Source organism: Brevundimonas diminuta, from assembly GCF_050310045.1.
GTDB lineage: Bacteria > Pseudomonadota > Alphaproteobacteria > Caulobacterales > Caulobacteraceae > Brevundimonas > Brevundimonas diminuta_F.
The window spans coordinates 2,137,393-2,159,262 of record NZ_CP190005.1 but is presented as its reverse complement, the minus strand read 5'-3'; the positions used below and the strand labels follow the sequence as shown (position 1 = coordinate 2,159,262).

General features: G+C 66.9%; 23 protein-coding genes. 10 read left to right on the top strand and 13 right to left on the bottom strand.

The annotated features are described in order from the left end of the window. Positions 1-96: 96 nt before the first annotated feature. The 4 genes from ACORJG_RS10470 to ACORJG_RS10455 form a co-directional block, all read right to left on the bottom strand. Positions 97-903, bottom strand: coding sequence for an inositol monophosphatase family protein (locus ACORJG_RS10470; protein WP_427788970.1), 807 nt, complete (start codon positions 901-903; stop codon positions 97-99). 132 nt (positions 904-1,035) lie between these two features. Further along, entirely contained in the window at positions 1,036-1,602 is a 567-nt protein-coding gene (gene efp, locus ACORJG_RS10465; protein WP_346530965.1) for an elongation factor P, read from the bottom strand. Positions 1,603-1,773: 171 nt separating this feature from the next. Further along, positions 1,774-2,274, bottom strand: a complete 501-nt coding sequence (gene bfr, locus ACORJG_RS10460; RefSeq protein ID WP_346530964.1) for a bacterioferritin — start codon at positions 2,272-2,274, stop codon at positions 1,774-1,776. Positions 2,275-2,440: 166 nt separating this feature from the next. Then, the gene (locus ACORJG_RS10455; RefSeq protein WP_427793016.1) at positions 2,441-2,626 is read right to left on the bottom strand and encodes a (2Fe-2S)-binding protein; all 186 of its coding nucleotides are present in this window, start codon (positions 2,624-2,626) and stop codon (positions 2,441-2,443) included. Positions 2,627-2,746: 120 nt separating this feature from the next. Between ACORJG_RS10455 and thiE the strand changes: the two genes are divergently transcribed. The 3 genes from thiE to ACORJG_RS10440 all read left to right on the top strand — a co-directional run bounded on the left by thiE (position 2,747) and on the right by ACORJG_RS10440 (position 5,943). Then, positions 2,747-3,418, top strand: coding sequence for a thiamine phosphate synthase (gene thiE, locus ACORJG_RS10450; RefSeq protein WP_427788969.1), 672 nt, complete (start codon positions 2,747-2,749; stop codon positions 3,416-3,418). 64 nt (positions 3,419-3,482) lie between these two features. Next, complete coding sequence (locus tag ACORJG_RS10445; RefSeq protein ID WP_427788968.1) at positions 3,483-5,162, top strand: ATP-binding protein; 1,680 nt, start codon at positions 3,483-3,485, stop codon at positions 5,160-5,162. Between the two features lie 55 nt (positions 5,163-5,217). Then, positions 5,218-5,943, top strand: a complete 726-nt coding sequence (locus tag ACORJG_RS10440; RefSeq protein WP_427788967.1) for a hypothetical protein — start codon at positions 5,218-5,220, stop codon at positions 5,941-5,943. Between the two features lie 3 nt (positions 5,944-5,946). Here the strand turns inward: ACORJG_RS10440 and ACORJG_RS10435 are convergent, their stop codons facing one another. The 4 genes from ACORJG_RS10435 to ACORJG_RS10420 all read right to left on the bottom strand — a co-directional run bounded on the left by ACORJG_RS10435 (position 5,947) and on the right by ACORJG_RS10420 (position 9,189). Further along, on the bottom strand, positions 5,947-6,282 hold the full coding sequence (locus ACORJG_RS10435; protein WP_427788966.1) for a VOC family protein: 336 nt from the start codon (positions 6,280-6,282) through the stop codon (positions 5,947-5,949). Between the two features lie 245 nt (positions 6,283-6,527). Then, a complete protein-coding gene (eco, locus tag ACORJG_RS10430) occupies positions 6,528-7,028 on the bottom strand; it encodes a serine protease inhibitor ecotin (protein WP_427788965.1) in 501 nt (166 codons plus the stop codon). 47 nt (positions 7,029-7,075) lie between these two features. Beyond that, a complete protein-coding gene (locus tag ACORJG_RS10425) occupies positions 7,076-8,266 on the bottom strand; it encodes a thiolase family protein (protein ID WP_427788964.1) in 1,191 nt (396 codons plus the stop codon). Between the two features lie 74 nt (positions 8,267-8,340). Further along, on the bottom strand, positions 8,341-9,189 hold the full coding sequence (locus ACORJG_RS10420; RefSeq protein ID WP_427788963.1) for an acyl-CoA thioesterase: 849 nt from the start codon (positions 9,187-9,189) through the stop codon (positions 8,341-8,343). Between the two features lie 164 nt (positions 9,190-9,353). Between ACORJG_RS10420 and ACORJG_RS10415 the strand changes: the two genes are divergently transcribed. The 3 genes from ACORJG_RS10415 (at position 9,354) to ACORJG_RS10405 (ending at position 11,003) form a co-directional block, all read left to right on the top strand. After that, entirely contained in the window at positions 9,354-9,851 is a 498-nt protein-coding gene (locus ACORJG_RS10415; RefSeq protein WP_427788962.1) for a winged helix-turn-helix transcriptional regulator, read from the top strand. 56 nt (positions 9,852-9,907) lie between these two features. After that, positions 9,908-10,603, top strand: a complete 696-nt coding sequence (locus ACORJG_RS10410) for a helix-turn-helix transcriptional regulator (protein WP_427788961.1) — start codon at positions 9,908-9,910, stop codon at positions 10,601-10,603. 70 nt (positions 10,604-10,673) lie between these two features. Continuing rightward, complete coding sequence (locus tag ACORJG_RS10405; RefSeq protein ID WP_427788960.1) at positions 10,674-11,003, top strand: VOC family protein; 330 nt, start codon at positions 10,674-10,676, stop codon at positions 11,001-11,003. Positions 11,004-11,006: 3 nt separating this feature from the next. On the opposite strand, the gene mnmA is transcribed toward ACORJG_RS10405, so the two are convergent. The 5 genes from mnmA to ACORJG_RS10380 form a co-directional block, all read right to left on the bottom strand. After that, positions 11,007-12,239, bottom strand: a complete 1,233-nt coding sequence (gene mnmA, locus ACORJG_RS10400; protein WP_427788959.1) for a tRNA 2-thiouridine(34) synthase MnmA — start codon at positions 12,237-12,239, stop codon at positions 11,007-11,009. A gap of 110 nt (positions 12,240-12,349) precedes the next feature. Further along, positions 12,350-12,634, bottom strand: a complete 285-nt coding sequence (locus ACORJG_RS10395) for a DUF1153 domain-containing protein (protein WP_087139603.1) — start codon at positions 12,632-12,634, stop codon at positions 12,350-12,352. A 186-nt stretch (positions 12,635-12,820) separates the two neighbouring features. Continuing rightward, a complete protein-coding gene (gene flgE, locus ACORJG_RS10390) occupies positions 12,821-14,263 on the bottom strand; it encodes a flagellar hook protein FlgE (RefSeq protein WP_427788958.1) in 1,443 nt (480 codons plus the stop codon). 61 nt (positions 14,264-14,324) lie between these two features. Beyond that, a complete protein-coding gene (locus ACORJG_RS10385; protein WP_427788957.1) occupies positions 14,325-15,026 on the bottom strand; it encodes a flagellar hook assembly protein FlgD in 702 nt (233 codons plus the stop codon). A 2-nt stretch (positions 15,027-15,028) separates the two neighbouring features. After that, positions 15,029-16,303 carry a flagellar hook-length control protein FliK gene (locus ACORJG_RS10380; protein ID WP_427788956.1) on the bottom strand — a complete coding sequence of 425 codons (1,275 nt, stop codon included), beginning with the start codon at positions 16,301-16,303 and terminating at the stop codon, positions 15,029-15,031. Between the two features lie 409 nt (positions 16,304-16,712). On the opposite strand from ACORJG_RS10380, the gene flgK reads away from it, so the two are divergent. The 4 genes from flgK to ACORJG_RS10360 all read left to right on the top strand — a co-directional run bounded on the left by flgK (position 16,713) and on the right by ACORJG_RS10360 (position 21,861). Beyond that, positions 16,713-18,803: a flagellar hook-associated protein FlgK gene (flgK, locus tag ACORJG_RS10375; RefSeq protein ID WP_427788955.1), complete on the top strand. Its 2,091-nt coding sequence runs from the start codon at positions 16,713-16,715 to the stop codon at positions 18,801-18,803. Further along, complete coding sequence (locus ACORJG_RS10370) at positions 18,800-19,747, top strand: flagellin (RefSeq protein ID WP_427788954.1); 948 nt, start codon at positions 18,800-18,802, stop codon at positions 19,745-19,747. Before flgK ends, ACORJG_RS10370 begins: the two co-directional genes overlap by 4 nt. 198 nt (positions 19,748-19,945) lie before the next feature. Continuing rightward, the gene (locus ACORJG_RS10365) at positions 19,946-21,064 is read left to right on the top strand and encodes an MlaE family ABC transporter permease (RefSeq protein ID WP_427788953.1); all 1,119 of its coding nucleotides are present in this window, start codon (positions 19,946-19,948) and stop codon (positions 21,062-21,064) included. Then, positions 21,061-21,861, top strand: coding sequence for an ABC transporter ATP-binding protein (locus tag ACORJG_RS10360; RefSeq protein WP_427788952.1), 801 nt, complete (start codon positions 21,061-21,063; stop codon positions 21,859-21,861). Before ACORJG_RS10365 ends, ACORJG_RS10360 begins: the two co-directional genes overlap by 4 nt. Positions 21,862-21,870: the final 9 nt, after the last annotated feature.

The following is a 21,870-nucleotide window of genomic DNA, read 5'->3' as shown; positions in this document are numbered from 1 at the left end:
GACGAAGGCGGCGCTACGTCAGCGGCGCCGCCCCCACCCGGTTTCGCCCTTTCGGGCTCAACCACCCTCCCCATGAAGGGGAGGGAGATTTTTGGCTCACGCCTCGCGCAGGATCTTGCGCAGCTTGGCGTGGATGTCCGGGTTGCCGGCGATGATCTGCTTGCCGCTCATCGGGTCGCCGTCCTGATCGATGGTGGTGACGACGCCGCCCGCCTCAGTGACCAGCAGGATGCCCGCCGCCACGTCCCACGGTTGCAGGTTGCGCTCGAAATAGGCGTCGTAGCGGCCCGCGGCGACCCAGGCGAAGTCCAGCGAGGCGGCGCCCAGGCGGCGGATGCCCGCGACGCGCTGGCCCACGGCGTGGATGTCCTTGATGGCCTGTCCGTGGCCCGTCTTGCCGATGAAGGGCAGGCCGGTGGCGATCAGGCACTCGGCCATGTCGGCGCGCCCGGCGATGCGGATGCGCGTGTCGTTCAGATAGCAGCCCTTGCCCTTTTCGGCCCAGAACATCTCGTTCATGACCGGGTTGTAGGTGACGCAGGCCACGATCTCGGACGTGCCGTCGGGATGCTTGCGCTCCAGACCCACCGTGATGGCGAAGTGGGGCATGGCGTGCATGAAGTTTGTGGTGCCGTCGATCGGGTCGACGATCCAGGTGTGGGTCTTGTCGGTGCCCTCGATCATGCCGCGCTCTTCGCCCAGGAAGCCGTAGCCGGGGCGGGCCTTCAGCAGCAGTTCGAACAGGGTCTGCTCGGCCTTGACGTCGGCGGCGGTGACGAAGTCGCCGGGGCCCTTGCGGGACACCTGCAGCTGGGACACCTCGCCGAAATCCCGGAGCATCGGGCGGGCGGTCTTGCGGACGGCGTCCATCATGACCTGGAGCAGGGCGGAAGCGAGGGCCATAGGCGGTTCTCCTGATCCGTCGATCCTTAAAAGGCCAGCGGCCCGGATGGACGGAGAAGCAAAAGGGGCGCGGACCATCCGCGCCCCTGTAGTCTTAGCTTGCCCGGCCTTGGCCGGGAAAGACGGTGTTTTTTAGTCCGCGCGGCGGACGTATTCGCCGGTCGAGGTGTCCACGACGATCTTCTCGCCCGTCGACATGAAGGGCGGGATCATGACGCGGATGCCGTTCGAGGCCTTGGCGGGCTTGTAGGACGACGAGGCGGTCTGGCCCTTCACGGTCGGCTCGGTCTCGACGACTTCCAGAACGACGTGTTCCGGCAGTTCCAGACCGATCGGGCGCTCCTCGTGCGACTCGATGATGACCTTCATGCCTTCCTGAAGGTAGGGGATGCGGTCTTCGCCGACCCAGCCCTTTTGCAGTTCGATCTGCTCATAGGACTCGTCGTCCATGAAGACGAGGGTTTCGCCGTTGTCGAACAGGTAGGAGTAGTCGCGCTGTTCCAGCGTGACGCGCTCGACCTTGTCTTCAGAACGGAAGCGTTCGTTCAGCTTGTTGCCGGTTTCGAGGTTCTTGGCCTCGACGTTGGCGAAGGCGCCGCCCTTGCCGGGCTTGACGTGGCTGGCCTTGGTGACGACCCACAGGCCGCCATTGTGTTGCAGGACCATGCCGGGCTTGATGGTGTTGGCGTTGATTTTCATGAGAACCACAGGGCTCGTTGCTGGGGGGCGGCAGGCGCCGACCGCCAGAGCGAGGCGCGCCAAATCGCGGCGAGCCCTAGAGGATTAGCCGAAAAAGGGCAATGGCGCGTGCGATCGCCCCCTATGCCGTCATCATCGCGCCGGGCCCGACGATGACGGCAGCAGCAGGCGTCAGTTCCCCGTGGCGGCGCCGTCGGTGACGATTTCCTTCATCGCCGACTGCAGATAGTTCTGCGCGCCCATCAGCTTGATGAGGCTCTGCTGGTTTTCGAGGAAGTCGATGTGCTCCTCGGTGTCGGCCAGGATCTTCAGCAGCAGGTCGCGGCTGACGTAGTCGCGGGCTTCCTCGCACTGGGTCAGGGCATCGCGGGTGGCGGCGCGGCTGTCGATTTCCAGCTGCAGGTCGGCGCCCAGGCATTCGATCGGATCTTCGCCGACCTTCAGCTTGTGCAGGTCCTGCAGATTGGGCAGGCCGTCCAGGAACAGGATGCGTTTGATCAGCATGTCGGCGTGCTTCATCTCGCCGATCGATTCTTCGTAGATGACGTTGCCGAGGTGGCTGAGGCCCCAGCTTTCGAACATGCGGGCGTGCAGGAAATACTGGTTCACCGCCGTCAGTTCGTTGGTCAGCACCGCATTGAGGGTGCGGATGATCGCGGGATCGCCCTTCATGATCGTCGTCCTTGTTTCAGCGGCGGCGAAAGCGACGTCGGCGCGACGACAGGGCCTTTCGGCCGCCCGTAAGGACTTCATAACACGGCTGAAACGCCGTGGATTATTTGCGAGTTCTTATCACCGCATTGATAATGCGAGTGAAATCCGCTTTCAAAATCCGCCTCTATTCGGCGGCGATAGCGAAGGCGGCCTGGGTTTCCTGAATCATCTGGCGCATTTCGCAGACGCATTTGGCGCATTGCGGCGCGCACTGATGGCTGGCGAAGATGTCCTTGGGACGGCAGGCGCCCGCCTCGATGGCGAGGGCGACATCGCGTTGGCGAAGACCGTTACAGTTACAGACGTACAAGACCACGCCCCGACAGATCACTGAGAATAACTCGCTATACCATTTATAAAGGCGGGTGCAAATCATTCGCATGGTCATGCGACATTGACGGCGACGACGGCGAAGGGCAGGGGCAGGATCATGGCTCGTCAACCGCAAATTCCCGACCGCCCGGCCTGCCGGCTGTATCTGATCACGCCCGCCGCCCTGCCGGATCTGGAGGCTTTCGCCGCCGGTCTCGAGGCCGCCCTGTCGGCCGGGGACTGCGCCGCCCTGCAGATTCGCCTGAAAGAGGCTGCGGACGATGCGATTCGCGCCGCCGTGGCGCGGTTGAAGCCGATCTGTGAGGCGCACGACGTGGCCCTGATCCTGAACGATCGGCCGGATTTGGCGCGGGCGACCGGCTGCGACGGCGTGCATGTGGGGCAGGAAGACGCCTCTCTGGCCGAGGCGCGGCGCATCATGGGGCCGGACGCGATGATCGGCGTCACCTGCCACGACAGCCGCCATCTGGCGATGGAAGCGGCTGAGGGCGGAGCGGACTATGTCGCCTTCGGCGCCTTCTTCCCCACGCAGACCAAGGATGTGGTCCATCATGCGGAGCCTGAAATCCTGACCATCTGGCAGGAGACGATGGAGATCCCCTGCGTCGCCATCGGGGGCGTTACCCCTGAGAACGCCGGGGCCATCGCGGCGGCGGGCGCGGACTTCGTGGCCGTCAGCGCCGGGGTCTGGGCGCATCCGCAGGGACCGGCGGCGGCGATGCGGGCGTTCGACGCGGCGCTGGAAGGGGCGCCGGACGTCGCCTCCTGACTTCAGAGGTTATTTAGGAAGCTCGGTCAGGGTTCGCGGCCAGTTTAGTCTCGTGGACCAGATCATGATGATGAGTCGCGCTGCCGATCGGACAGATGCGGGCGCCGCGCCATCGCGTGCGGCCTCTGCCGCTGTTGCGCGCGCCCCGGGAGCCGGGGGCTATTTCCGGCAGCCGCTGCTGCCGATCCTGACGGTTGTCGGGGTGATGGTGCTGGTCGTGCTTTCGGTGAGCTTCGCCCGTTTCAATGGCGTTGTCGTCGGCCTGTGGGGGGCGGGAGGCGCGGCGCTGGCCGTGTGGTTGCGCGGGCCGCGGGGTCTGACACATGACAGCGGGTTCGCGGCCATGATCGCCATGGCCATCCTGGCGGGCGAATTCATGGGCGGGGCGAGGCCGGCGGTGGCGGTGCTGCTGACCTTCGCCGATGTACTGGAGATCGTGCTGGCGGTCGTCTTGGCGCGGCGCCTGTCGCCCAGCTTTCGGGTCGACAGCATTGAAGGACTGATGCGGTTTCTGATGGTGTGCGCCGTCGCACCGATCCCTTCTGCGCTGATCGGCGCCATCGGCCTGCACGCCATTGTCGGCGTGCAATGGCTGGAAGCGCTGGGCTTCTGGTGGATCAGCCATGCCCTTGGGTTCGCCGTGTTGGGGGTCTTCGGCCTGTCGCTTCGGCGCGGATGTCTGGACGTTCTGCGTCGGCCCGCGCGTCTGGCCGAGGGGGTGGCGCTGACCGCCCTGATCATCGTGGCCTGCCACGCCATTTTCTCACATCTGAGCCTGCCTTACGGCTTTCTGTTGTTGCCGCCGCTGGTGCTGATGGCGATCAGGTTCCGGGTGCTGGGGATGGCATGGAGTCTGCTGATCGTCTCGGTCATGGCGATCGGCGGGGCGATGGCGGGCAGCGGCCCCTATTACGCCTTCGGCCCGTCGGAACGGGTGTTGCTGAGCCAACTGCTGGTGCTGCTGGGCTATATGCCGATGCTGCTGGTGGCGGCCCTGCTGGAGGAGCGCGACCGTCTGGCCGAACACGCCCGCGAAGGGCGGATGCGGGCCGAGCGCGCCTCGGCGGCCAAGTCCCGCCTGCTGGCCAATGTGGCTCATGAGATCAAGAGCCCGATCGGCGGGGTGATCGGTATCGGCGAACTGTGGGCGGGCGGTCATCTGGGCAAGACGACGCCGCAGCAGGTCGAGATGGCGAAGATGCTGGTGAAGACGGCCCGTCAGGTCGAGGCTCTGGCCCATGACCTGCTGGACGTGGCGCGCACCGAGGGCGGGGACATCCGCATCGACCTGCGGCCCACCGATGTGATGGGCGTGCTTGAGGATGTGCGCCGCAGCCTGCTGCTGAACCCGGCCGCTGCGGCGATGAAGATCGAGGTCGCGTCGATCGGCGATCAACTGGTGGTGATGGCGGATTCGCAGCGTCTGGCGCAGGTGCTGGCCAATCTGGCAGGCAATGCGGTGAAGTATGCCGCTTCAGGCGGTCAGGTGACGATGCGTGCGACATGGAGCGGCGACAGAATCCGCATTGAGGTCGTCGATCGCGGTCCCGGCCTGTCGGACGAGAAACAGGCCCAGTTGTTCGAGCCGTTCAACCGTCTGGGGCTGGAGCGTTCGGCGGTGGAGGGGCACGGCGTGGGCCTGGCCCTGGCCAAGCGGCTGACCGAGCTTCAGGGCGGCGAGATCGGCGTGATCTCAGCGCCCGGCGAGGGGGCGACCTTCTGGGTCGAACTGCCCGGCGGGTGATCGCCGATCAGATGGCCGCTTGACCGGATGCGGCGCGCGGCGTCAATGTCGGGCCATGAAATCTGCATTACTCGCCCTGTCGATGGCCGCTCCCCTGGTTCTGTCTGCGGCGACTGCAAACGCACAGCAGGACCCCGCAGAGCGCGCCCGCATCGAGGAATTGACCCGGCGGCTGAACGGCGGCCCGGTCGCTGCGCCCCAGACCCCAGCGCCCCAGAACCCAGGGCCTCAGACTGCTGCGCCACAGGCTGCTACGCCCGCGACGCCGCTGGCGCGACCGCAAGCTCAGCCCCAGCCTCAAACCCAGCCTTCGGCCGCGCCTTCGCGTCCGGCTCCGGCCGCAGCAGACGCTCCGGTCGCCGGGCGGCGTGCGCCTGCGACATCAGGCTCGACCGCCAGCGCGGGGTCCGCGCCCAGCCCGCAACTGGATGTAGCGGGACGCGCAGCCCTGCCCTTCAGGGTCGACCTGCCGACGGGCTTCCAGATGGTCGAGGGGCGCGCGGCGCCGGGCGCCCACGTCTATTCCGTGCGCAAGGGCGCCAAGACCTATCTGATGATCTACACCGGACCGTCGTCGCAGTTCCCCATCTATGAGGGCGAGCAGGTGACGGTGGGCGGGCGCGTCTCGATCATCGTGCCGGACGGCGCGCGCCGTGTGGCGATGGAGCACCTGTTCCAGCGCCCGGTCGAGCCGAATGAGATCCACGTCTGGGTGATGGCCGCCGATGGCGCCGAGCGTGACGAGGCCGAACGCATCGCCCAGACCGTGGACCCGAAATAGGGCCTAGTTTTCCGACCAGACCGCCAGTTCGTTGCCGGACGGGTCGCGGAAGTGGAAGCGTCGTCCGCCGGGGAAGGCGAAGATGGGGTGGGTGACGGCGCCGCCCGCCGCCTCGACCCTGGCCTGCATCGCCTCCAGATCGTGGGCGTAGAGGATGGGCAGGGGCTTGGGCGTCATGGCGTCGGGCGTGAAACCGCCGTCCAGCCCTTCGCTGAAAGCCGCATAGGCCGGGCCGTAGTCCTGAAAGCGCCAGCCGAACGCCTCAGAGTAAAAGGCTTTGTGCGCCGTCAGGTCCGTCGCGGGCAGTTCGAGATAATCCAGCTTGCCGTCTTCGCGCATGGCGACTCTCCAGGAAATTGAGGTGGACGCTTGCACGAAGGCCGACTCTGCGCAAACCTGCAACTAGTTCGCAAAAGCAGGTTTGGATTCATGATCGTCCTGAGCGCCGGATGCGCCTCACTGGCTTCGCTGATGCGGCGCGATGCGGACAGACGCGGCGCGTGTAGACGTGACGGGCGTCAAACAGAATGGGCGCCGGTCGAGGCTGACCGACGCCCGCATCTGATCGCAATGGACGGTGCGGATCAGCGCGCCGTCTGGGTCTCGCCCGCGCGCCATACGCGATAGCGCACCTCGACGTCCGACGGGGCGTAGACCACGACCGGCAGACGCGAGTTGTAGCGGATCAGCGGCTGTTCCTGCGTCGTCACAAAGGCCTGATGCTCTGAACCGGGCGGGCAGCCCATCAGGGTGCTGGCCCCGGCGCCGAGCGCAGGCAGGACATAGTAGTCATAACCCCAGCCCTGCGCCGTGCGGGTCTGCAACTCGCCGCCGAAGAACTGATGGTTGCAATCCACGGTCTTGGTCTTGCCGAGGATCAGTTCGACCTTCAGCGCGTCCTCGTCCGAATGGGCGGGCAGGTTGATGACATGGCGGGTTTGGCCAGCTGTTGCGGCCGGGAAGGCCTTCAGATCGGCGGAGCCCGCCTGACCGGCCTGACCCGTTACGCCTTCGGCCTGTGCGGTAGCGCAGGCGGAAAGGCTTAAGGCGGCGACGCCGGCGGCGAAGAGGGTCGGCAGTTTCAAAGGAAGCGCTCCACTAGCAGGGATTGTGTCGCCACAACGCTGCAGCTTCAGACCAGTTCCACCGCCATGGCTACGGCCTCGCCGCCGCCGATGCACAGCGACGCCACGCCCTTCTTGCCGCCGCGCGTCTGCAGCGCCGCCAGCAGGGTGGACAGGATGCGCGCGCCCGATGCGCCGATGGGGTGGCCCAGCGCTGTGGCGCCGCCGTTGACGTTCAGCTTGGCGCGGTCGATGCCCAGCTCCTTCTGGGCGATCATGGCGACGACGGCGAAGGCCTCATTGACCTCCCACAGGTCGACATCCTCGACCGACCAGCCCGCCTTCTTCAGCGCCTTCTGCATGGCGGGGACGGGGGCGGTGGTGAACAGGCCCGGCTCATGGGCGTGGGCGGCGTGGCTGACCACGCGGGCGACGATGGGCAGGCCCAGCGCCTTGGCCGTGCTTTCGCGCGTCATGACCATGGCGGCCGCGCCGTCGGAGATGGAACTGGAGTTGGCGGCGGTGATCGCGCCGTCCTTGACGAAGGCGGGGCGCAGCGTCGGGATCTTGGCCGGATCGGCCTTGCCGGGCTGTTCGTCCTCGCTGACCGTCACCGGGCCTTTGCGGGTGGACACTTCAACCGGAACGATCTCGGCCTTGAAGGCGCCCGAGGCGATGGCGGCCTTGGCGCGGGTCAGGCTTTCGATGGCGTATTCGTCCATCTGTTCGCGGGTGAACTGATACTGGGCGGCCGCGTCTTCGGCGAAGACTCCCATGGCCTTGCCGGGGGAATAGGCGTCTTCAAGGCCGTCCATCATCATGGAGTCGACGATGACGTCGTGGCCGATGCGGGCGCCGCCGCGGTGCTTGTTCATCAGATAGGGCGCGCCGGTCATCGACTCCATGCCGCCCGCGACGATGACGTCAGCCGTGCCCGCCAGCAGGGCGTCGTGCGCCATCATCGCCGATTGCAGGCCCGAGCCGCACATCTTGTTCACGGTCGTCGCCTCGACGTGCTTGCCGAGACCCGCGCCGATGGCGGCCTGACGCGCGGGCGCCTGGCCCAGACCGGCAGGCAGGACGCAGCCCATGAAGATCTGCTCGACCTTTTCAGGCGCGACGCCTGCGCGCTCGACAGCGGCCTTGACGGCGGCGGCGCCCAGATCGGTCGCCTTGACCGGCGACAGCGCGCCCTGGAAGCCGCCCATCGGGGTGCGGGCGAAGGAGCAGATGACGACGGGATCAGCAGCGGCGGTCATGACAGGCGTTTCCGTAATTGAATCGTTTCGTGGGGATTAGGGGAGGCGAAGGGGCGATGGCAAGCAGGGCGGCGTCAGAGCAGCTTGCGGCGCTGGCGGGCCAGGGCGAGGGGGCGGCCATCTGCGCCCCAGGCGATCGCCTCGTCCACCGACCAGCCCAGACCGTGGTCCAGCAGCCGATATTCAAAGAAGGCCCAGCCGTCGGGTGCATTGTCCGGCGTGGGGTCGCTGATGAAGTCATAGCGCAGGTCCACCGTCGTCATCATCGGCGGCGCCTTGAAGGCGGTCCAGGCGGGCGGATAGAGGGCGTCCAGCAGGTAGCACATCCGCAATTCGTCCAGCGGCGCCCCGTCCTTCACCCGCATCCAGACCCGCTCGACGACCGGCTTGCCCTCATTGCCGCCCAGGATGTTGGGGCCGCTCTCGAAGCGATAGTCGACGTGCTGGGCGAAGCGCGGCGCCATAGGCCCGCTGATGCCGGGCGCATCCTTCAGGCTTTCCAGCGAAGGCGGCGGCGCCAGCAGCGGCGTCAGCGGCGCCGGCGTCGGCCCGTCGGGGCCGTAGGTGGCGCTGGCGTGATGGGTCAGCCTGTCGTCCTGTGCGGCCTCGACCACGGCGAAGGCAACGTTGCGCCCTCCGCGCAGCATTCTCGGACGGAATTGCAGCGACCGGCCATAGCGGGCGGCTGCCAGATACTGGACCGTCAGGCTGCGCAGCGGCGCCTCTATCCCCAGACCCTGACGCATGGCCCCGGCGCACAGGGCCGCCAGCAGGCCGCCGAAGGGAAAGCCCGCCTCGGGCGGGGCGCTGACCGGACCGTTGGAGAACTCGCCGTTCAGATGGGCGGCTAGAACGCCCGGCGCGGCGCCGTCGTCTTCGGGCGCCAGGTGCAGGGCGGCGCGGATCAGGTCAGGTTCGGTCATGGCTCTCATCGAAAAGCGGAGGCGGAACCTGCGACGGAGCCGCCTCCGAGTCGAGGGAAGGATATGACCGGGGGCGGCCATGTCCGTTGCAAATAGAAACTGACTTACTCCGTCGCGATTGGCAACCCTTGTCAAAAGCCTGACGGAGCGTCACTTTCATCGCTATGGGACGCACCGCCGACTATTCACGCCAGAGTTGCTCTGTCGCCGCCACGCTTGAGGTGATCGGCGATCCTTGGACGATGCTGGTCATCCGCGACGCCTTCAACGGCGTTCGCCGCTTTGAGCAGTGGCAGGAGCGGCTGGGCGTGGCGCGCAATGTGCTGGCCGCGCGGCTGAAGTCGCTGGTGCATCATGGGGTGCTGGAACCGCGCCCCTATTCGGAACGCCCGCCGCGCAACGAATATGTGCTGACCGCCAAGGGCAAGGATCTGTACGGCGTCCTGATCACCCTGCACGCATGGGGCGAGAAACACATCTATGGCGAGGAGGAGCCGTCGGGCATCGTCCTGCGTCACAAAACCTGCGGCCACGACCTGAAGCCCCGCATCGCCTGCGGCTGCTGCAATGAGATGGTGCGCCCGCGCGAGGTCGAGGTGGTCTTCACCGAAAATCGCCCCACCGTCGGCGACGTCATGCCGGGCAAGGACGAGGCAGCCTGATCACCTTTGCAAAGCATGCTGCCATTTTCCGGCAGCAGGTCTGCTAAGATTTTCGGGTGTCCCGGTCCGAACGCCTTCTTGATCTGCTGAACACCCTGCGGCGGCATCGTCGGCCGGTCAGCGGGCGCGTGCTGGCGGATGAGACAGGCGTATCCCTGCGCACCCTCTATCGCGACATCGCCAGTCTGCAGGCGCAGGGCGCGACCATCGAGGGCGAGCCGGGCGTGGGCTATGTGCTGAAGCCCGGCTATCTGCTGCCGCCGTTGATGTTCACGCCCGAAGAGATCGAGGCCCTGGCTCTGGGATCGCGCTGGGTGGCCGAGCGGGCGGATGCGCGATTGCGCGATGCGGCGTTGAGCGCTCAGGCGCGGATCGCGGCGGTGCTGCCGCCGGATCTGCGCGACGAGATGGAGGCCTCGGCCCTGTTCATCGGGCCGGGCGCGCCGATCCCCGCCGATGCGGTCGATCCGGCCCATCTGCGCAAGGCGATCCGCATCGAGAGCAAGCTGAGACTCAGCTATCGCGACGAGGCGGGGGCGGCGTCTGATCGGGTGATCTGGCCCTTCGCCCTGGCCTTCTTCGACCGGGTGCGACTGTTGATCGGCTGGTGCGAACTGCGCGGCGACTTCCGCAGTTTCCGCACCGACCGCATCGTTGAGGTCGAGGTGATGGAGACCCGCTATCCAACGCGCAAGGCTGTGCTGCTGAAGCGCTGGCATGAGGCGTGCGAGCGGCGGGGGCCGCCGCGATGATGCTGACAGAAACTGGCGGCAGGCGCGGCTAGGTTCTCCGTCTGTTCAGACAGGCGGAGGGACCGTGACCATGAGCGACGACATTCAGCTGAACGTGGCCGATCCGGACGCCAGCGCGCGTTTCTACGCCGGGCTGCTGGGCCGACGGCCTGTCGAGGCAGGGCCGGACCATGCGGTCTTTCTGTTGGCGCCGGGACGGACGCTGAGCCTGTGGCGCGGGCGAGGCGGGGCGCAGGCGGACCTGCGCATGGCGGCGGCCGATGTGGTGGATGAACTGCACATCGACTGGTGGGACCGGGGCGCACGCATCGTCCTGCCGCCCAGCGACATGGACGGCGGCCACGGCTTCGTGGCGCGTGACCCGGACGGCAACTGCCTGCGGGTCTATGCGGCGGCTTAAGGCCTAAACCGCCACGGCTTCGGTCGACTGGATGAAGCCGCCGCCCAGCACGCGCTCATCGTCGGCCGGATCGTAAAGGACGCAGGCCTGACCGGGTGCGACGCCTTCCTCGCCCTGATCGAAGACGACCTGAACGGCGCCATCAACAAAAGCCAAATGGGCGGGGGAGGGCTGGCGGGTCGAGCGGACGCGGGCCAGTACCGGGGCGCCATCGCGGGCGGCTTCCTCGATGGTGGCCTGATCGCCCAGCCAGTTGGTTTCTTCCAGCATCAGGCGCGCGGTCAGCAGGGCTTCGCGCGGGCCGACGATGACGCGGCGGTTGTCGGGGTCCAGCCTGACCACGAACAGGGGCTCGCCCACGGCGACGTTAAGGCCCCGGCGCTGGCCGATGGTGTAGTCGGTGATGCCCGAATGGCGGCCCAGCACCCGGCCGTCCATGTGCACGATGTCGCCCGCCTCGCGCCCCTGCGGCCGCAGACGGTCGATCAGGGTGCGATAGTCGCCGGTCGGTACGAAGCAGATGTCCTGGCTGTCCGGCTTGGCGGCGATGCGCAGGCCCAGCGATGCGGCGACGCCCCGCACCTGCGGCTTTTCCAGATCGGCCAGCGGGAAGCGCAGATAGTCCAGCTGATCCTGCGTCGTGGCGAACAGGAAGTAGGATTGGTCGCGCGAATGATCGACCGCCTTGCGCATCTGCGAGCGGTTGCCGTGCGTCGCGCGGCGGACGTAGTGGCCGGTCGCCATCGCCTCGGCGCCCAGATCTCGGGCGACATCCAGCAGGTCGCGGAACTTCACCGTCTGATTGCAGCGGATGCAGGGGACCGGCGTCTGGCCCTTCAGGTATGAATCCGCGAACTGGTCGATCACCGCGTCCTTGAAGCGGTTTTCATAGTCGAGGACGTAGTGCGGGATGCCGATCAGATCGGCGGCCAGACGGGCGTCGTGAATGTCCTGACCCGCGCAGCAGGCGCCCTTCTTCTTCAGCGCCTCGCCGTGGTCGTAGAGTTGGAGCGTGACGCCCACCACGTCATACCCGGCCTTGTGCAGCAGGGCGGCCACGACGGTGGAATCCACCCCGCCCGACATGGCGGCGACCACGCGCGCGCCCTGCGGCAGGCCGACGGCCTGTCGCACGCTCTCGATCGCGGCGTCCAGGTCGGCTTGCGACATGGGGGCGATGTCGGGAACGGGGCAGAGGATGTCGTCGGTGAGGGCGTCCATGGTCATCGCCGCCATTTAGGCCTTAAGGCGCGCGATTTCGAGGCCTGCTCTGAAACGAAGGCCCGCCAATGAAAAAGACCGCTCCCGTTCAGAAGCGGCCGTCATCATGCGCTCAGGCGAAAAGCCTAGTCGCGGTAGCTCTGGATGCGCGTGGTGCGCAGGCCCTGCATACCCCATTTGTCGATGGCTTTCTGCCAGGCCAGGAACTCTTCGGCCGTCAGACGGTATTTGGCCAGGGCGTCCTCAAGACTGATCAGCCCGCCGCGCACAGCGGCCACGACCTCGGCCTTGCGACGGATGACCCAGCGGTTCGTGTCCGACGGGGGAAGGTCCCGCAGGGTCAGGGGCGTGCCCGTCGGTCCGACCACGTACTGTTCGCCGTTACTGTTAAGGCGTCGCTCTTGCAGCATGGGCTTAAGCCTCTCTCACCACCACCATGAACGCGCAGGCTAGGGCCCCGCCCGCTAAGGGGCGTTTAAGCGTCGTGGTGAAGGAATGGCTAAAACGCATCCGGCCGGTCCGGCGCGTTCTGCGCCGTGGCAAGAAAGGATTCATTGAGTCTAACGAGACCTTGCTCATGGATTCCCGTTGGCCGATCAGCGCTTGATGTTGATCAGCTCCGCCAGCATCTCGTCGGCGGTGGTGATGATCTTGGACGAAGCCGAATAGGCGCGCTGGGTGGTGATCAGGCCGGTGAACTCGGTCGACAGGTCGACGGTCGAGGCCTCCAGCTGGCTGGCGCCCAGGAAGCCGGTGCCGCCCGTGCCCGGCGCCTTCAGGTTGAAGGTGCCCGAGTTCTGGCTGACCCGATAGGCGTTGCCCGACACCTCGGACAGGCCGTCGGCGCTGGGGAAGGTGGCCAGGGCGACCTGGGCGATGCGGCGCATGACGCCGTTGTCGAAGATAGCGGTGACGAAGCCGTTCTCGTCGATCTTCACCTCGGTCAGGTTCCCGAAGGCGGTGCCGTTCGTATAGGTGGCCTGGACGATGGAGGTGCTGTCGTACTGCGTCAGCCCGCCCGCCGAGGCGTTCAGGTCGAAGGTGATGGTCTGGGTGTTCAGGCCTTTATCCGTGGCCCAGGCGCCGTCGTCGGTAGCGCTGGGCGCATCGCCTGATGCGGCCAGGGTGATGGTGGTCTTGGTCGGATCGGGGAACAGGGCGTCAGGGCCGGCGAAACGGGTGTCCAGACGGCCGTCGGACGTGAATTTCACCAGGCCGCTCTTCAGCGGCAGGTTGGCGTGTTCGACCGATCCGTCCGGCGCATGGATTTCCGCGAACCAGGTGTTGGGGTCATCATGCTTCTTCAGGAAAGAGATGGTCATCATCCGCGCTCCGCCCTTTGAATCGGACACAGGGACGCTGATCTGGAAGTCCGGTTTTGTGCCCTGGTTCGGCACGGTGGGGTCGTAAGAAGCCATCGAGTGCGTCGTCGATACCGCATCGTAGGCGCGCGGCCCCGGGGGTGACATCGCGGCGTCCTTGGCTGCGTCGGACGAGCCTTGGCTGGACTTCAGGTTGGCGTTCAGGCTGACGCGGGTGGTCGGTTCGGCGGCGCCGCCGACCGAGCCGACATTGATGGTGCGCAGACGCGTCATGTCGGACGGGTCGACGTTGACGTTGCCGTCCTTGTCCACCGGCCAGCCCTGAAGATACAGGCCCGAGGTGTTTTTCAGATAGCCCAGGTCATCGATCTTGAAGGCGCCTGCGCGCGTGAACAGGCGCGTATCGGCCGCCGTCAGGTTCTCGGATTTTTCCGTGACGACGAAGAAGCCCTGACCGGCGATGGCCAGATCAGTGCCCGAGGTGGTGCGTTGAAGCTGGCCCGCCTGGCTGATGAAGTGGCGCGCCGAGGCCTGAACGCCGCCAGCCGAATAGTTGAGGCCCGCCGTCTGGGCGTTGACGACGGTCGAGAACTCGGTCGACGCGCGCTTGTAGCCGACGGTGTTCACATTGGCGATGTTCTGCGAAATCGTCGAAAGGGCCGCCGCGTTGGCGGTCAGACCGGACACGCCGGCCATCATGGCGCCGTTGATGCTCATGACTGGGTTTCCTTACGAGTGAGTGGGCTGAAAACAAAAGAAGCGGTGTAGAAGGGGCGCATCAGGCGTTCCCTTCGGCGGGATCGGGCGGGGCGCTCGCGGTCTTCTGCTCTTCGAGCGCAATCAGGCTGGATACCGGCATGATCGACTTGCCGATGATGACGAAGGGCGTTCCGTCGTACATTTCCACGCCGGTGACGCGACCCCGGATCAATACTTGGGCGTCGACGTCCTTGCCCGCGCCATTCTTGGCGATGACCTTCAATGTATAGACGCCGCCGTCGTCCACCTGACCGCCGCCGGTGGTCTGGCCGTCCCATTTGAAGTCGTGCAGGCCGTTGGTGCGGTCGGGAGCGGGGCCGCTCCACATCACCTTGCCCGAGGCGTCCAGCACCTGCAGCGTGGCCTCGGTCGCATCGGCCGCCAGTTCATAGCTCCAGCTGGCCTCGCCGTCCTCGAAACGGGTGGCGGCCCAGACGGCGGTGGCGTCCTTGCCGATATAGGGGGCGGCGCCGGTCAGGCCGTCGCCCTGCTGGGCTTTCAGCAGACTGGTCAGCAGGTCATTGGTCAGCAACTGCTGCTCGACGCCCGCCATCTGGGTCAGCTGCGCCGTGAAGGCGTTGGAATCCATCGGCGACAGCGGATCCTGGTTCCGCAACTGGGTGGTCAGCAGCGACAGGAAGGTCTGGAAGTTGGAGGCCAGCATCTGGCCGCCGTTGTTCACCCGGCCTGCAGCATTATTGGCGGAGACGGCGTCAACCATCGTCAGACCTTCAGATCGACGCGGTCAGGCGTCAGGGAAAGGGATGCCCAGGCGCCGGGCGCCGGAAGTGCGGTATCGGCTTCTGCGGCCAGACGGGCGGCGCCGGTGAAGGCGCGGCGGTCAGGCTGGCGCTCGAAGGCGCCGCCGCCGAAGCCGGAGGCCGGGTCACGCTCGGCGAATTCCAGATCGTCAGGCGACAGCTGCAGCCCCGCCTCAAGCAACTGACGGCGCAGTTCGTCGGCGCGGGCGCGCAGATCGGCCGCCGCCGCCGGGTTGTCGAAAGCCAGACGCGCCGTGACCTGTCCGTCGGATTCGATCTCCAGGCTGACGTCGACGCGGCCCAGTCCTTCGGGCGTCAGGGCCATGTCGAAGCGGGTCGAGCGGCCGTCCAGCTTCCTGATGATCTGGGCGGCGATCTGGGCGGTGGTCTCGACCGTAGCGCGCGACAGTTGCGACAGGCCCAGATCACGATGCGGGCCTGATGCGGGCGAGGAAGCGGCCTCGGTAGCGCCCTGCGGCGCGGGCGGGGCGTCTGCGTCGCCGGAAGACGGGGCGGCAGGCGCCGCCGCCATCTCGGTCGGAGCAGGCGGTGTTGCTGAGGGACGGGCTGAAGCGACGGGCGATACGGCCTCGGCGTCCGGGCGCGGCGAGGCGCTGCGGTCGGGCGACAGGTCGGTCGCCTTGGCGGATGACGCCGGTTCACGGCTGGCCTCGCGGGCGAGAGCGAGTCGCTCGCCCGCTCCGTTGCGCAGGCCGGTCAGGCCCGCCAACAGGGCGTCGGAGGCAGACGCGGTGCGGCTGGCGGGGGCGGCTGCATCCGGCGATGGCGTCTCGTCGCCGACAGCCGCGTCGGGCGCCATCTCGCTGTCGGTCGCGGCGATGGGGGCAGGGGGCAGGTCGGGCGCCGGATCGGCAGCGGCGGTCGACGCTGTCGCAGGCGCCTGCGCCATCTGGGCGGCGAAGGCGGTCTCGGCTTGCATCAGGGGCGCGGCGGATCCAGCGGAGGGTGCGTCCGCTTCGACGCCGGTTTCCATTGATAGCGGCCCTGTCGCCTCGGCGGGCGGGGCGAACCAGATCGGCGTGGCGACGGGGATGGCGTCGAGCGCGGGTTCAGCCTTGGCGAGCGCAGGCGCGGGGTCTGTTTCGCTGTCGGCGTCCAGTGCGAGCAGCAGGTCCGAGAAGACGGCTCTGTCCGCAGGCGCCCCGGTCAGGGCGTCCAGGTTGGCTCCGCCGGGCACGGCGGGCGCAGAAACAGACAGGAGGGTGAGGGCGGACATGCTTGTGGGCAGGCGCTTTCGGTCGCTGAGGGGCGGCGCCTGCTGCGCCTGGGTCATTCGGCAAGTCCTCCGCAAGCCTTGGGCCACAGTGAGGGTTCTGGTTTAATATCTTGAAATATAAAAATATTATTTCGGATCGGGCGATCGCGACGCGGCTGTTGCGCCGGGCGTTTATTGCCGCGCCGCGCGGTTTTTGCCGGGCGCGGGTCGGCAGGCAGGCGGCTGGCAGGCTGTGGCCCGCGCCTTGCCTCTCTTGTGAGTGAACGCACAGGGGCTGAATGCCGATGTCGAGGAAATTCAAAGAGATGGTCAGAAGACCTGCTCAAATCGCCGGGCAAGATCTGCACGCTTGCCTGCAAGGCTTGCCGGGCGACGGCGTCTGTGCGCGCCGTGGTGAAGGAGTGGCGCGATGAGCCTCAACTCGATCATGAACATCGCCACCTCGGGCATGAACGCGGCCCAGACGCATCTGCGGGTGGTTTCGGACAACGTCTCCAACGTCAACACGCCCGGCTATGTCCGCAAGATCGCCGACCAGCAGTCCTGGACCAGTCAGGGTATCGGTTCAGGCGTGGAGATCGCCCGCATCCGTCTGGCCACCGACCGCTTCCTGCAGGCGGCCAGCCTGAACGCCAGCGCCGACGCCGGGCGCCAGACGGTGCGCTATGAGCTGTATGACCGCATCCAGTCGATGTTCGGCGACCCCGGTGCGGGCAGCGGTTTTTTCGCCCAGATCGACAGCGTGTTCTCCGCCTTCGCCGCCTCGGCCGAGGATGCGACCTCCGGCCCCCGCCGTCAGGAGGCGATCTGGAAGACGCAGAGCCTGTTCGACGAGGCCGCCCGCATCAACAGCCAGATCCAGTCGGTGCGCGAAGACGCCGACGCCCGCATCAAGAGCGGGGTCGAGGCCGTCAACAGCCTGCTGGAGCAGATCGAGAAGCTGAACGTCGAGATCGCGCGGGCCACCGTGGCCAACGCCGACTCCTCGGGCGCCGAGACGGCGCAGGCCGCGCTGATCGATCAACTGTCCGGCCTGATGGATGTGCGCATCACCAACCGCTCGGTCGGCGGGGTCGAGATCCGCACCGGGGCGGGCATATTGCTGGCGGGGCAGGGCGCGGCCCGTCTGGAATACACGCGCGCGGGCGCCGTCTCGGCCCAGACGGTGTTCAATGAGATCACGGTGATCGAACCGCCCGCAGGCAAGGCGCGTCCGCTGGCCGAGGGCCTGACCTCGGGCGAGTTGAAGGGGCTGCTGGACCTGCGCGACGGCGAGGCGCCGGCGACGGCCGAGCGTCTGGCCGAACTGATGTCGCGCATGGCCGATGAACTGAACCGGGCGCACAACGCTTCATCCGCCGCGCCGCCGCCGAACAGCCTGACCGGCCGCAATATCGGTCAATCGCTGGAGACGGCCCTGACGGGCTTTACCGGCCGGACCTCCATCGTCATCACCGATGGGCAGGGCGTGGCCCTGCAGAAGATCGATCTGGATCTGGCGACGCTGAACCCGGCCAACTTCCTGGCCGATCTGAACGCCCAGCTGGGCGCCAACGGCAGCGCCAGCTTCGTCGACGGCCGTCTGAAGATCGAGGGCGCGCCCGGCACGGGTGTCGTGGTGGTCGATGACTCGGCGGCGCCTTCGGACAAGGGCGGACGGGGCTTCTCGCACTTCTTCGGCCTGAACGACCTGATCGTCAGCAACCAGCCCGCGACCTATGAGACGGGCCTGACGGCGACGTCGCAGCACGGCTTTACGCCGGGTGAGACCATCACCTTCCGCTTTGACGATGCGGCGGGCGTAAAGATCCGCGACATAGAGGTCGCGGTCCCGGCGGGCGGCGATATGGCCAGTCTGCTGTCCGCGTTGAACGATCCGGTGACGGGTGCAGGCCGGGTCGGCACGTTCAGCCTCAGCGCGGCGGGTGAGATGATCTTCACGCCCCGGCCGGGGACGAGCGCCAGTCTTACGGTCATGCAGGACCGCACCCAGCAGGTTCCGTCGGGCGTGTCGATGAGCGCCCTGTTCGGACTGGGCGGGACGCGCGCCTCACGCGCGGACTCCCTTTCGGTGCGTGCTGACATCGCGCGCGATCCGGCGCTGATGGCCTTCGCCAAGGCGGACGCCAGCGGCGGCGTGGGCGCATCGGTGGTCAGCCGCAATGACGCACGCGGCGCGCGGCTGTTGGCCAGTGCAGGCGAGAACGCGACCCGCTTTTCCGCGGCGGGCGGGGCGGCGGGCGGCTCCATGTCGCTGTCGCGCTATGCGTCGGAACTGTCGGGCGAGATCGGCAGCCGCGCCTCAATGGCCAAGAACGACGCCACCAGCGCCCGGGCCCTGGCCAAGGAGGCGACGGCGCGCCGCACCAAGGTCGAAGGCGTCAATCTGGACGAGGAACTGGTGCTGATGACGACCTATCAGCAAGCCTTTAACGCTTCGGCGCGCATGGTTCAGGCCGCCAAGGATATGTACGACATCCTGCTGGGAATGGTGCGATGACCCGCGTCTCTACCTACGGAAACTATCAATCGGCCCTGCTGGACCTCATGTCGGCCCAGAACCGGCACGCCGAGGCCCAGAAGGTGTTCAGCACCGAGAAGAACGCCACCGATCTGGTCGGCTTCGGCCGCAACTCGGAAACGGTCAGCGCCCTGATGAGCAGTCAGGCCCGCATCCAGAGCTTCATCGACACCTCCAAGACCGTCGCCGACCGTCTGAAGACGCAGGAAATGGGGCTGGGCCGGGTCGCCGACGCGTCCACGGCCGCGCGACAGGCCATCGCCGACGCCATCGCCGCCGGGCGGATGGAGGCGTTGATGCCCGCGCTGGAAAGCCTGTTCATGGAGGCTAAGGACGGGCTGAACATGAAGCATCAGGGCAAGTATCTGTTCGCCGGGGGCGCGGTGGACCGCGCGCCGGTGGACCTGCCGGAGATTCCCGGTCAGCCCGGCACGAGCATGATGGAACGGCTCGCCGCCATGCCGGGAGCGGGCGACGCCTTCCGCAACGATCAACTGAAGCAGTCGTCCTGGCTGGACGAGAACGTGTCGATGGACACCGGCTTTCTGGCCGACGCCATCGGATCGGACCTGTTCGGCATCTTCCGCGACATTCAGTTGATGCATGAGACGACGCCGCTGGAAGGGCCGATGACCGATGCGCAGAAGGCCTTCCTGACCGCCCAGATGGGGCGGTTCGAGACGGCGGCCAAGGATGTGGTCAGCCTGCAGGCGCGCAATGGCGGAATGCAGAACCGCGTCGAGCGCCTGCTGGAATCCCAGGAGGGGCGCAAAATTTCAGTGGACACAATCCTGGCGGGAAAGACCGACGCCAACATGGCCGAGGCGGTCGTAAAACTGGAAATGGCGCAGTTGGCGCTTCAGGCTTCCGCGCAGGTGGTCAGCCAGCTGCGTCAGGTCTCCCTGCTGGACTATCTGCGTTAAACCGGATTGCGGCCGTGTTGCGGCTGAACAAAAATCTTCCGGCGACGTTCACAAAGCTGCACCGTGTCGGGAGGCCTCAGGCTTGCGCTCAGCAATGACGGAAGAGTTCATGATTTGTCATCGGCCGTTGACGCAGTGCGCAAAGCACAGCTTTAAGCAGCCTGTGCGTGCAGGCGGGCCTGCGACGGTAGCGAATTCATGAAACGGGCGACCTATCAGATCGACGAGCATCAGGACGGCCAGACGCGGCTGCGGCTGGCCGGCGACTGGTCGACCGTCACCATGGGCCGTCTGGGCGATCGCCTGAAGGACGAGCTGGACGGGCGCACCGTCGGCGCGCTGGACCTTGATGAACTGGGCCGGTTCGACACCGCAGGCGCCCTGGCCGTGGCTCAGGCGATGGACAGCCCCATTCCCGAAGCCGCCTGGTCAGCGCGCCCCGAAGCCGGGCGCCTGTATCGGATGGTGGCCAAGCTGGACTGCAACACGGCCGACCCGCCGCGCCGCTCCGCCCCCATGACGCGCGGCTTCGCCAAGGTCGGACGCGGCGTCCATGATTTCGGCGCCGAGGCCATGCTGTCGCTGACCTTCCTGGGGCGGCTGATGGCGGCGGTGCTGACGACGCTGAAGCATCCCGGCCGCATCCGCTGGGCCGCCTGGTTCAGTCAGGCCGAGCGCACGGGGCTGGACGCCATCCCCATCGTTGTGGTGACCAACTTCTTCATCGGGGCCGTGGTGGCCTTCATCGGCGTGGACCTGCTGACCCAGTTCGGGGCGGGGGTCTTTGCGGTGCAGTTGATCGGCGTCGCCGTCTTTCGTGAATTCGCCGTGGTCATCACGGCCGTCCTGCTGGCGGGCCGATCCGCCTCGTCTTTCGCCGCCGAGATCGGCTCCATGCGCATGACGCAGGAGGTGGACGCCATGCGGGTGATGGGGGTCGATCCGTTCCAGGCGCTGGTGATTCCGCGTCTGGCGGCCCTGCTGGTCATGCTGCCGCTGCTGACCTTCCTGGCCATGGTGGGCGGTCTGCTGGGCGGCATTCTGGTGACGTGGAGCCAGTTGAACCTCGGCCCGGCCTTCTTCCTGCAACGGCTGGTCGAGGACGGCTATATGCCGCGTCACATGATGGTCGGTCTGGTCAAGGCGCCGGTCTTCGCCCTGGTGGTCGCCGCCATCGGCTGTCGTCAGGGCATGTCGGTGGCGGGCGATGTCGAGAGCCTGGGCCGCCGTGTGACGTCGGCGGTGGTGCAGGCCATCTTCGCCATCATCCTGCTGGACGCTGTCTTCGCCCTGATCTTCATCGAGCTGAAAATATGACGGGCGAGACGCACAAGAAGACAGCCGATGACCGCGAAAACGTCATTGAGGTGCGGGGCCTGCTCAGCCAGTTCGGCGAGCGGGTGATCCACAAGGATCTGGACCTGAACGTCCGGCGCGGCGAGATCATGGGCGTCGTCGGCGGCTCCGGCACGGGCAAGACGGTGCTGCTGAACTCCATCATCGGCATGAAGGAACCCGAGGGCGGCGAAGTGCGCCTGTTCGGCGAGGACCGCTCGACCATGTCCGAAAAAGAGGCTGCGGCGCTGGAGCGGCGCACTGGCGTCCTGTTCCAGCAGGGCGCGCTGTTCTCGGCCCTGACGGTGCTGGACAATGTGTCTGCGCCGCTGGTCGAGCATACCGATCTGTCCAAGGCGACGATCCGCGAACTGGCCGAGATGAAGGTCGCCATGGTGGGGCTGAAGCCCGAGGCCCTGTATCTGAAACCGGCCGAACTGTCGGGCGGGATGAAGAAGCGCGTCGGCCTGGCGCGGGCGCTGGCGCTGGACCCTGAACTGGTGTTTCTGGACGAGCCGACGGCCGGTCTGGACCCGATCGGCGCCGCCGCCTTCGACGAACTGATCCGTCAGCTGTCGAACGATCTGGGCCTGACGGTCTTCATGATCACCCACGATCTCGACAGCCTCTACGCCATCTGTGACGAGGTCGCCGTTCTGGCCGACAAGCATGTGGTGGCCCAGGCCCCCGTGGCCGAGCTGGAACGCTCGGACCATCCGTGGATCAAGGAATACTTTCTGGGGCCGCGCGGTCGCGCCGCCCACAAGACCGCGGCCTGAGGAGGGCGC

Coding starts and splice junctions, on each gene's coding strand:
- flgE (WP_427788958.1), bottom strand. CDS start 14,263: ATGAGCATCAACGGCGCCATGATGGCCGGCGTGTCCGGTCTGACCGCC.
- ACORJG_RS10435 (WP_427788966.1), bottom strand. CDS start 6,282: ATGCGCGAAGACGGCAAGCTGGATTATCTCGAACTGCCCGCGACGGAC.
- ACORJG_RS10440 (WP_427788967.1), top strand. CDS start 5,218: ATGAAATCTGCATTACTCGCCCTGTCGATGGCCGCTCCCCTGGTTCTG.
- efp (WP_346530965.1), bottom strand. CDS start 1,602: ATGAAAATCAACGCCAACACCATCAAGCCCGGCATGGTCCTGCAACAC.
- ACORJG_RS10380 (WP_427788956.1), bottom strand. CDS start 16,303: ATGTCCGCCCTCACCCTCCTGTCTGTTTCTGCGCCCGCCGTGCCCGGC.
- thiE (WP_427788969.1), top strand. CDS start 2,747: ATGGCTCGTCAACCGCAAATTCCCGACCGCCCGGCCTGCCGGCTGTAT.
- ACORJG_RS10470 (WP_427788970.1), bottom strand. CDS start 903: ATGGCCCTCGCTTCCGCCCTGCTCCAGGTCATGATGGACGCCGTCCGC.
- ACORJG_RS10385 (WP_427788957.1), bottom strand. CDS start 15,026: ATGGTTGACGCCGTCTCCGCCAATAATGCTGCAGGCCGGGTGAACAAC.
- ACORJG_RS10395 (WP_087139603.1), bottom strand. CDS start 12,634: ATGCTGCAAGAGCGACGCCTTAACAGTAACGGCGAACAGTACGTGGTC.
- ACORJG_RS10445 (WP_427788968.1), top strand. CDS start 3,483: ATGATGATGAGTCGCGCTGCCGATCGGACAGATGCGGGCGCCGCGCCA.
- mnmA (WP_427788959.1), bottom strand. CDS start 12,239: ATGGCGGCGATGACCATGGACGCCCTCACCGACGACATCCTCTGCCCC.
- ACORJG_RS10360 (WP_427788952.1), top strand. CDS start 21,061: ATGACGGGCGAGACGCACAAGAAGACAGCCGATGACCGCGAAAACGTC.
- ACORJG_RS10415 (WP_427788962.1), top strand. CDS start 9,354: ATGGGACGCACCGCCGACTATTCACGCCAGAGTTGCTCTGTCGCCGCC.
- ACORJG_RS10405 (WP_427788960.1), top strand. CDS start 10,674: ATGAGCGACGACATTCAGCTGAACGTGGCCGATCCGGACGCCAGCGCG.
- ACORJG_RS10420 (WP_427788963.1), bottom strand. CDS start 9,189: ATGACCGAACCTGACCTGATCCGCGCCGCCCTGCACCTGGCGCCCGAA.
- ACORJG_RS10365 (WP_427788953.1), top strand. CDS start 19,946: ATGAAACGGGCGACCTATCAGATCGACGAGCATCAGGACGGCCAGACG.
- ACORJG_RS10370 (WP_427788954.1), top strand. CDS start 18,800: ATGACCCGCGTCTCTACCTACGGAAACTATCAATCGGCCCTGCTGGAC.
- flgK (WP_427788955.1), top strand. CDS start 16,713: ATGAGCCTCAACTCGATCATGAACATCGCCACCTCGGGCATGAACGCG.
- ACORJG_RS10425 (WP_427788964.1), bottom strand. CDS start 8,266: ATGACCGCCGCTGCTGATCCCGTCGTCATCTGCTCCTTCGCCCGCACC.
- bfr (WP_346530964.1), bottom strand. CDS start 2,274: ATGAAGGGCGATCCCGCGATCATCCGCACCCTCAATGCGGTGCTGACC.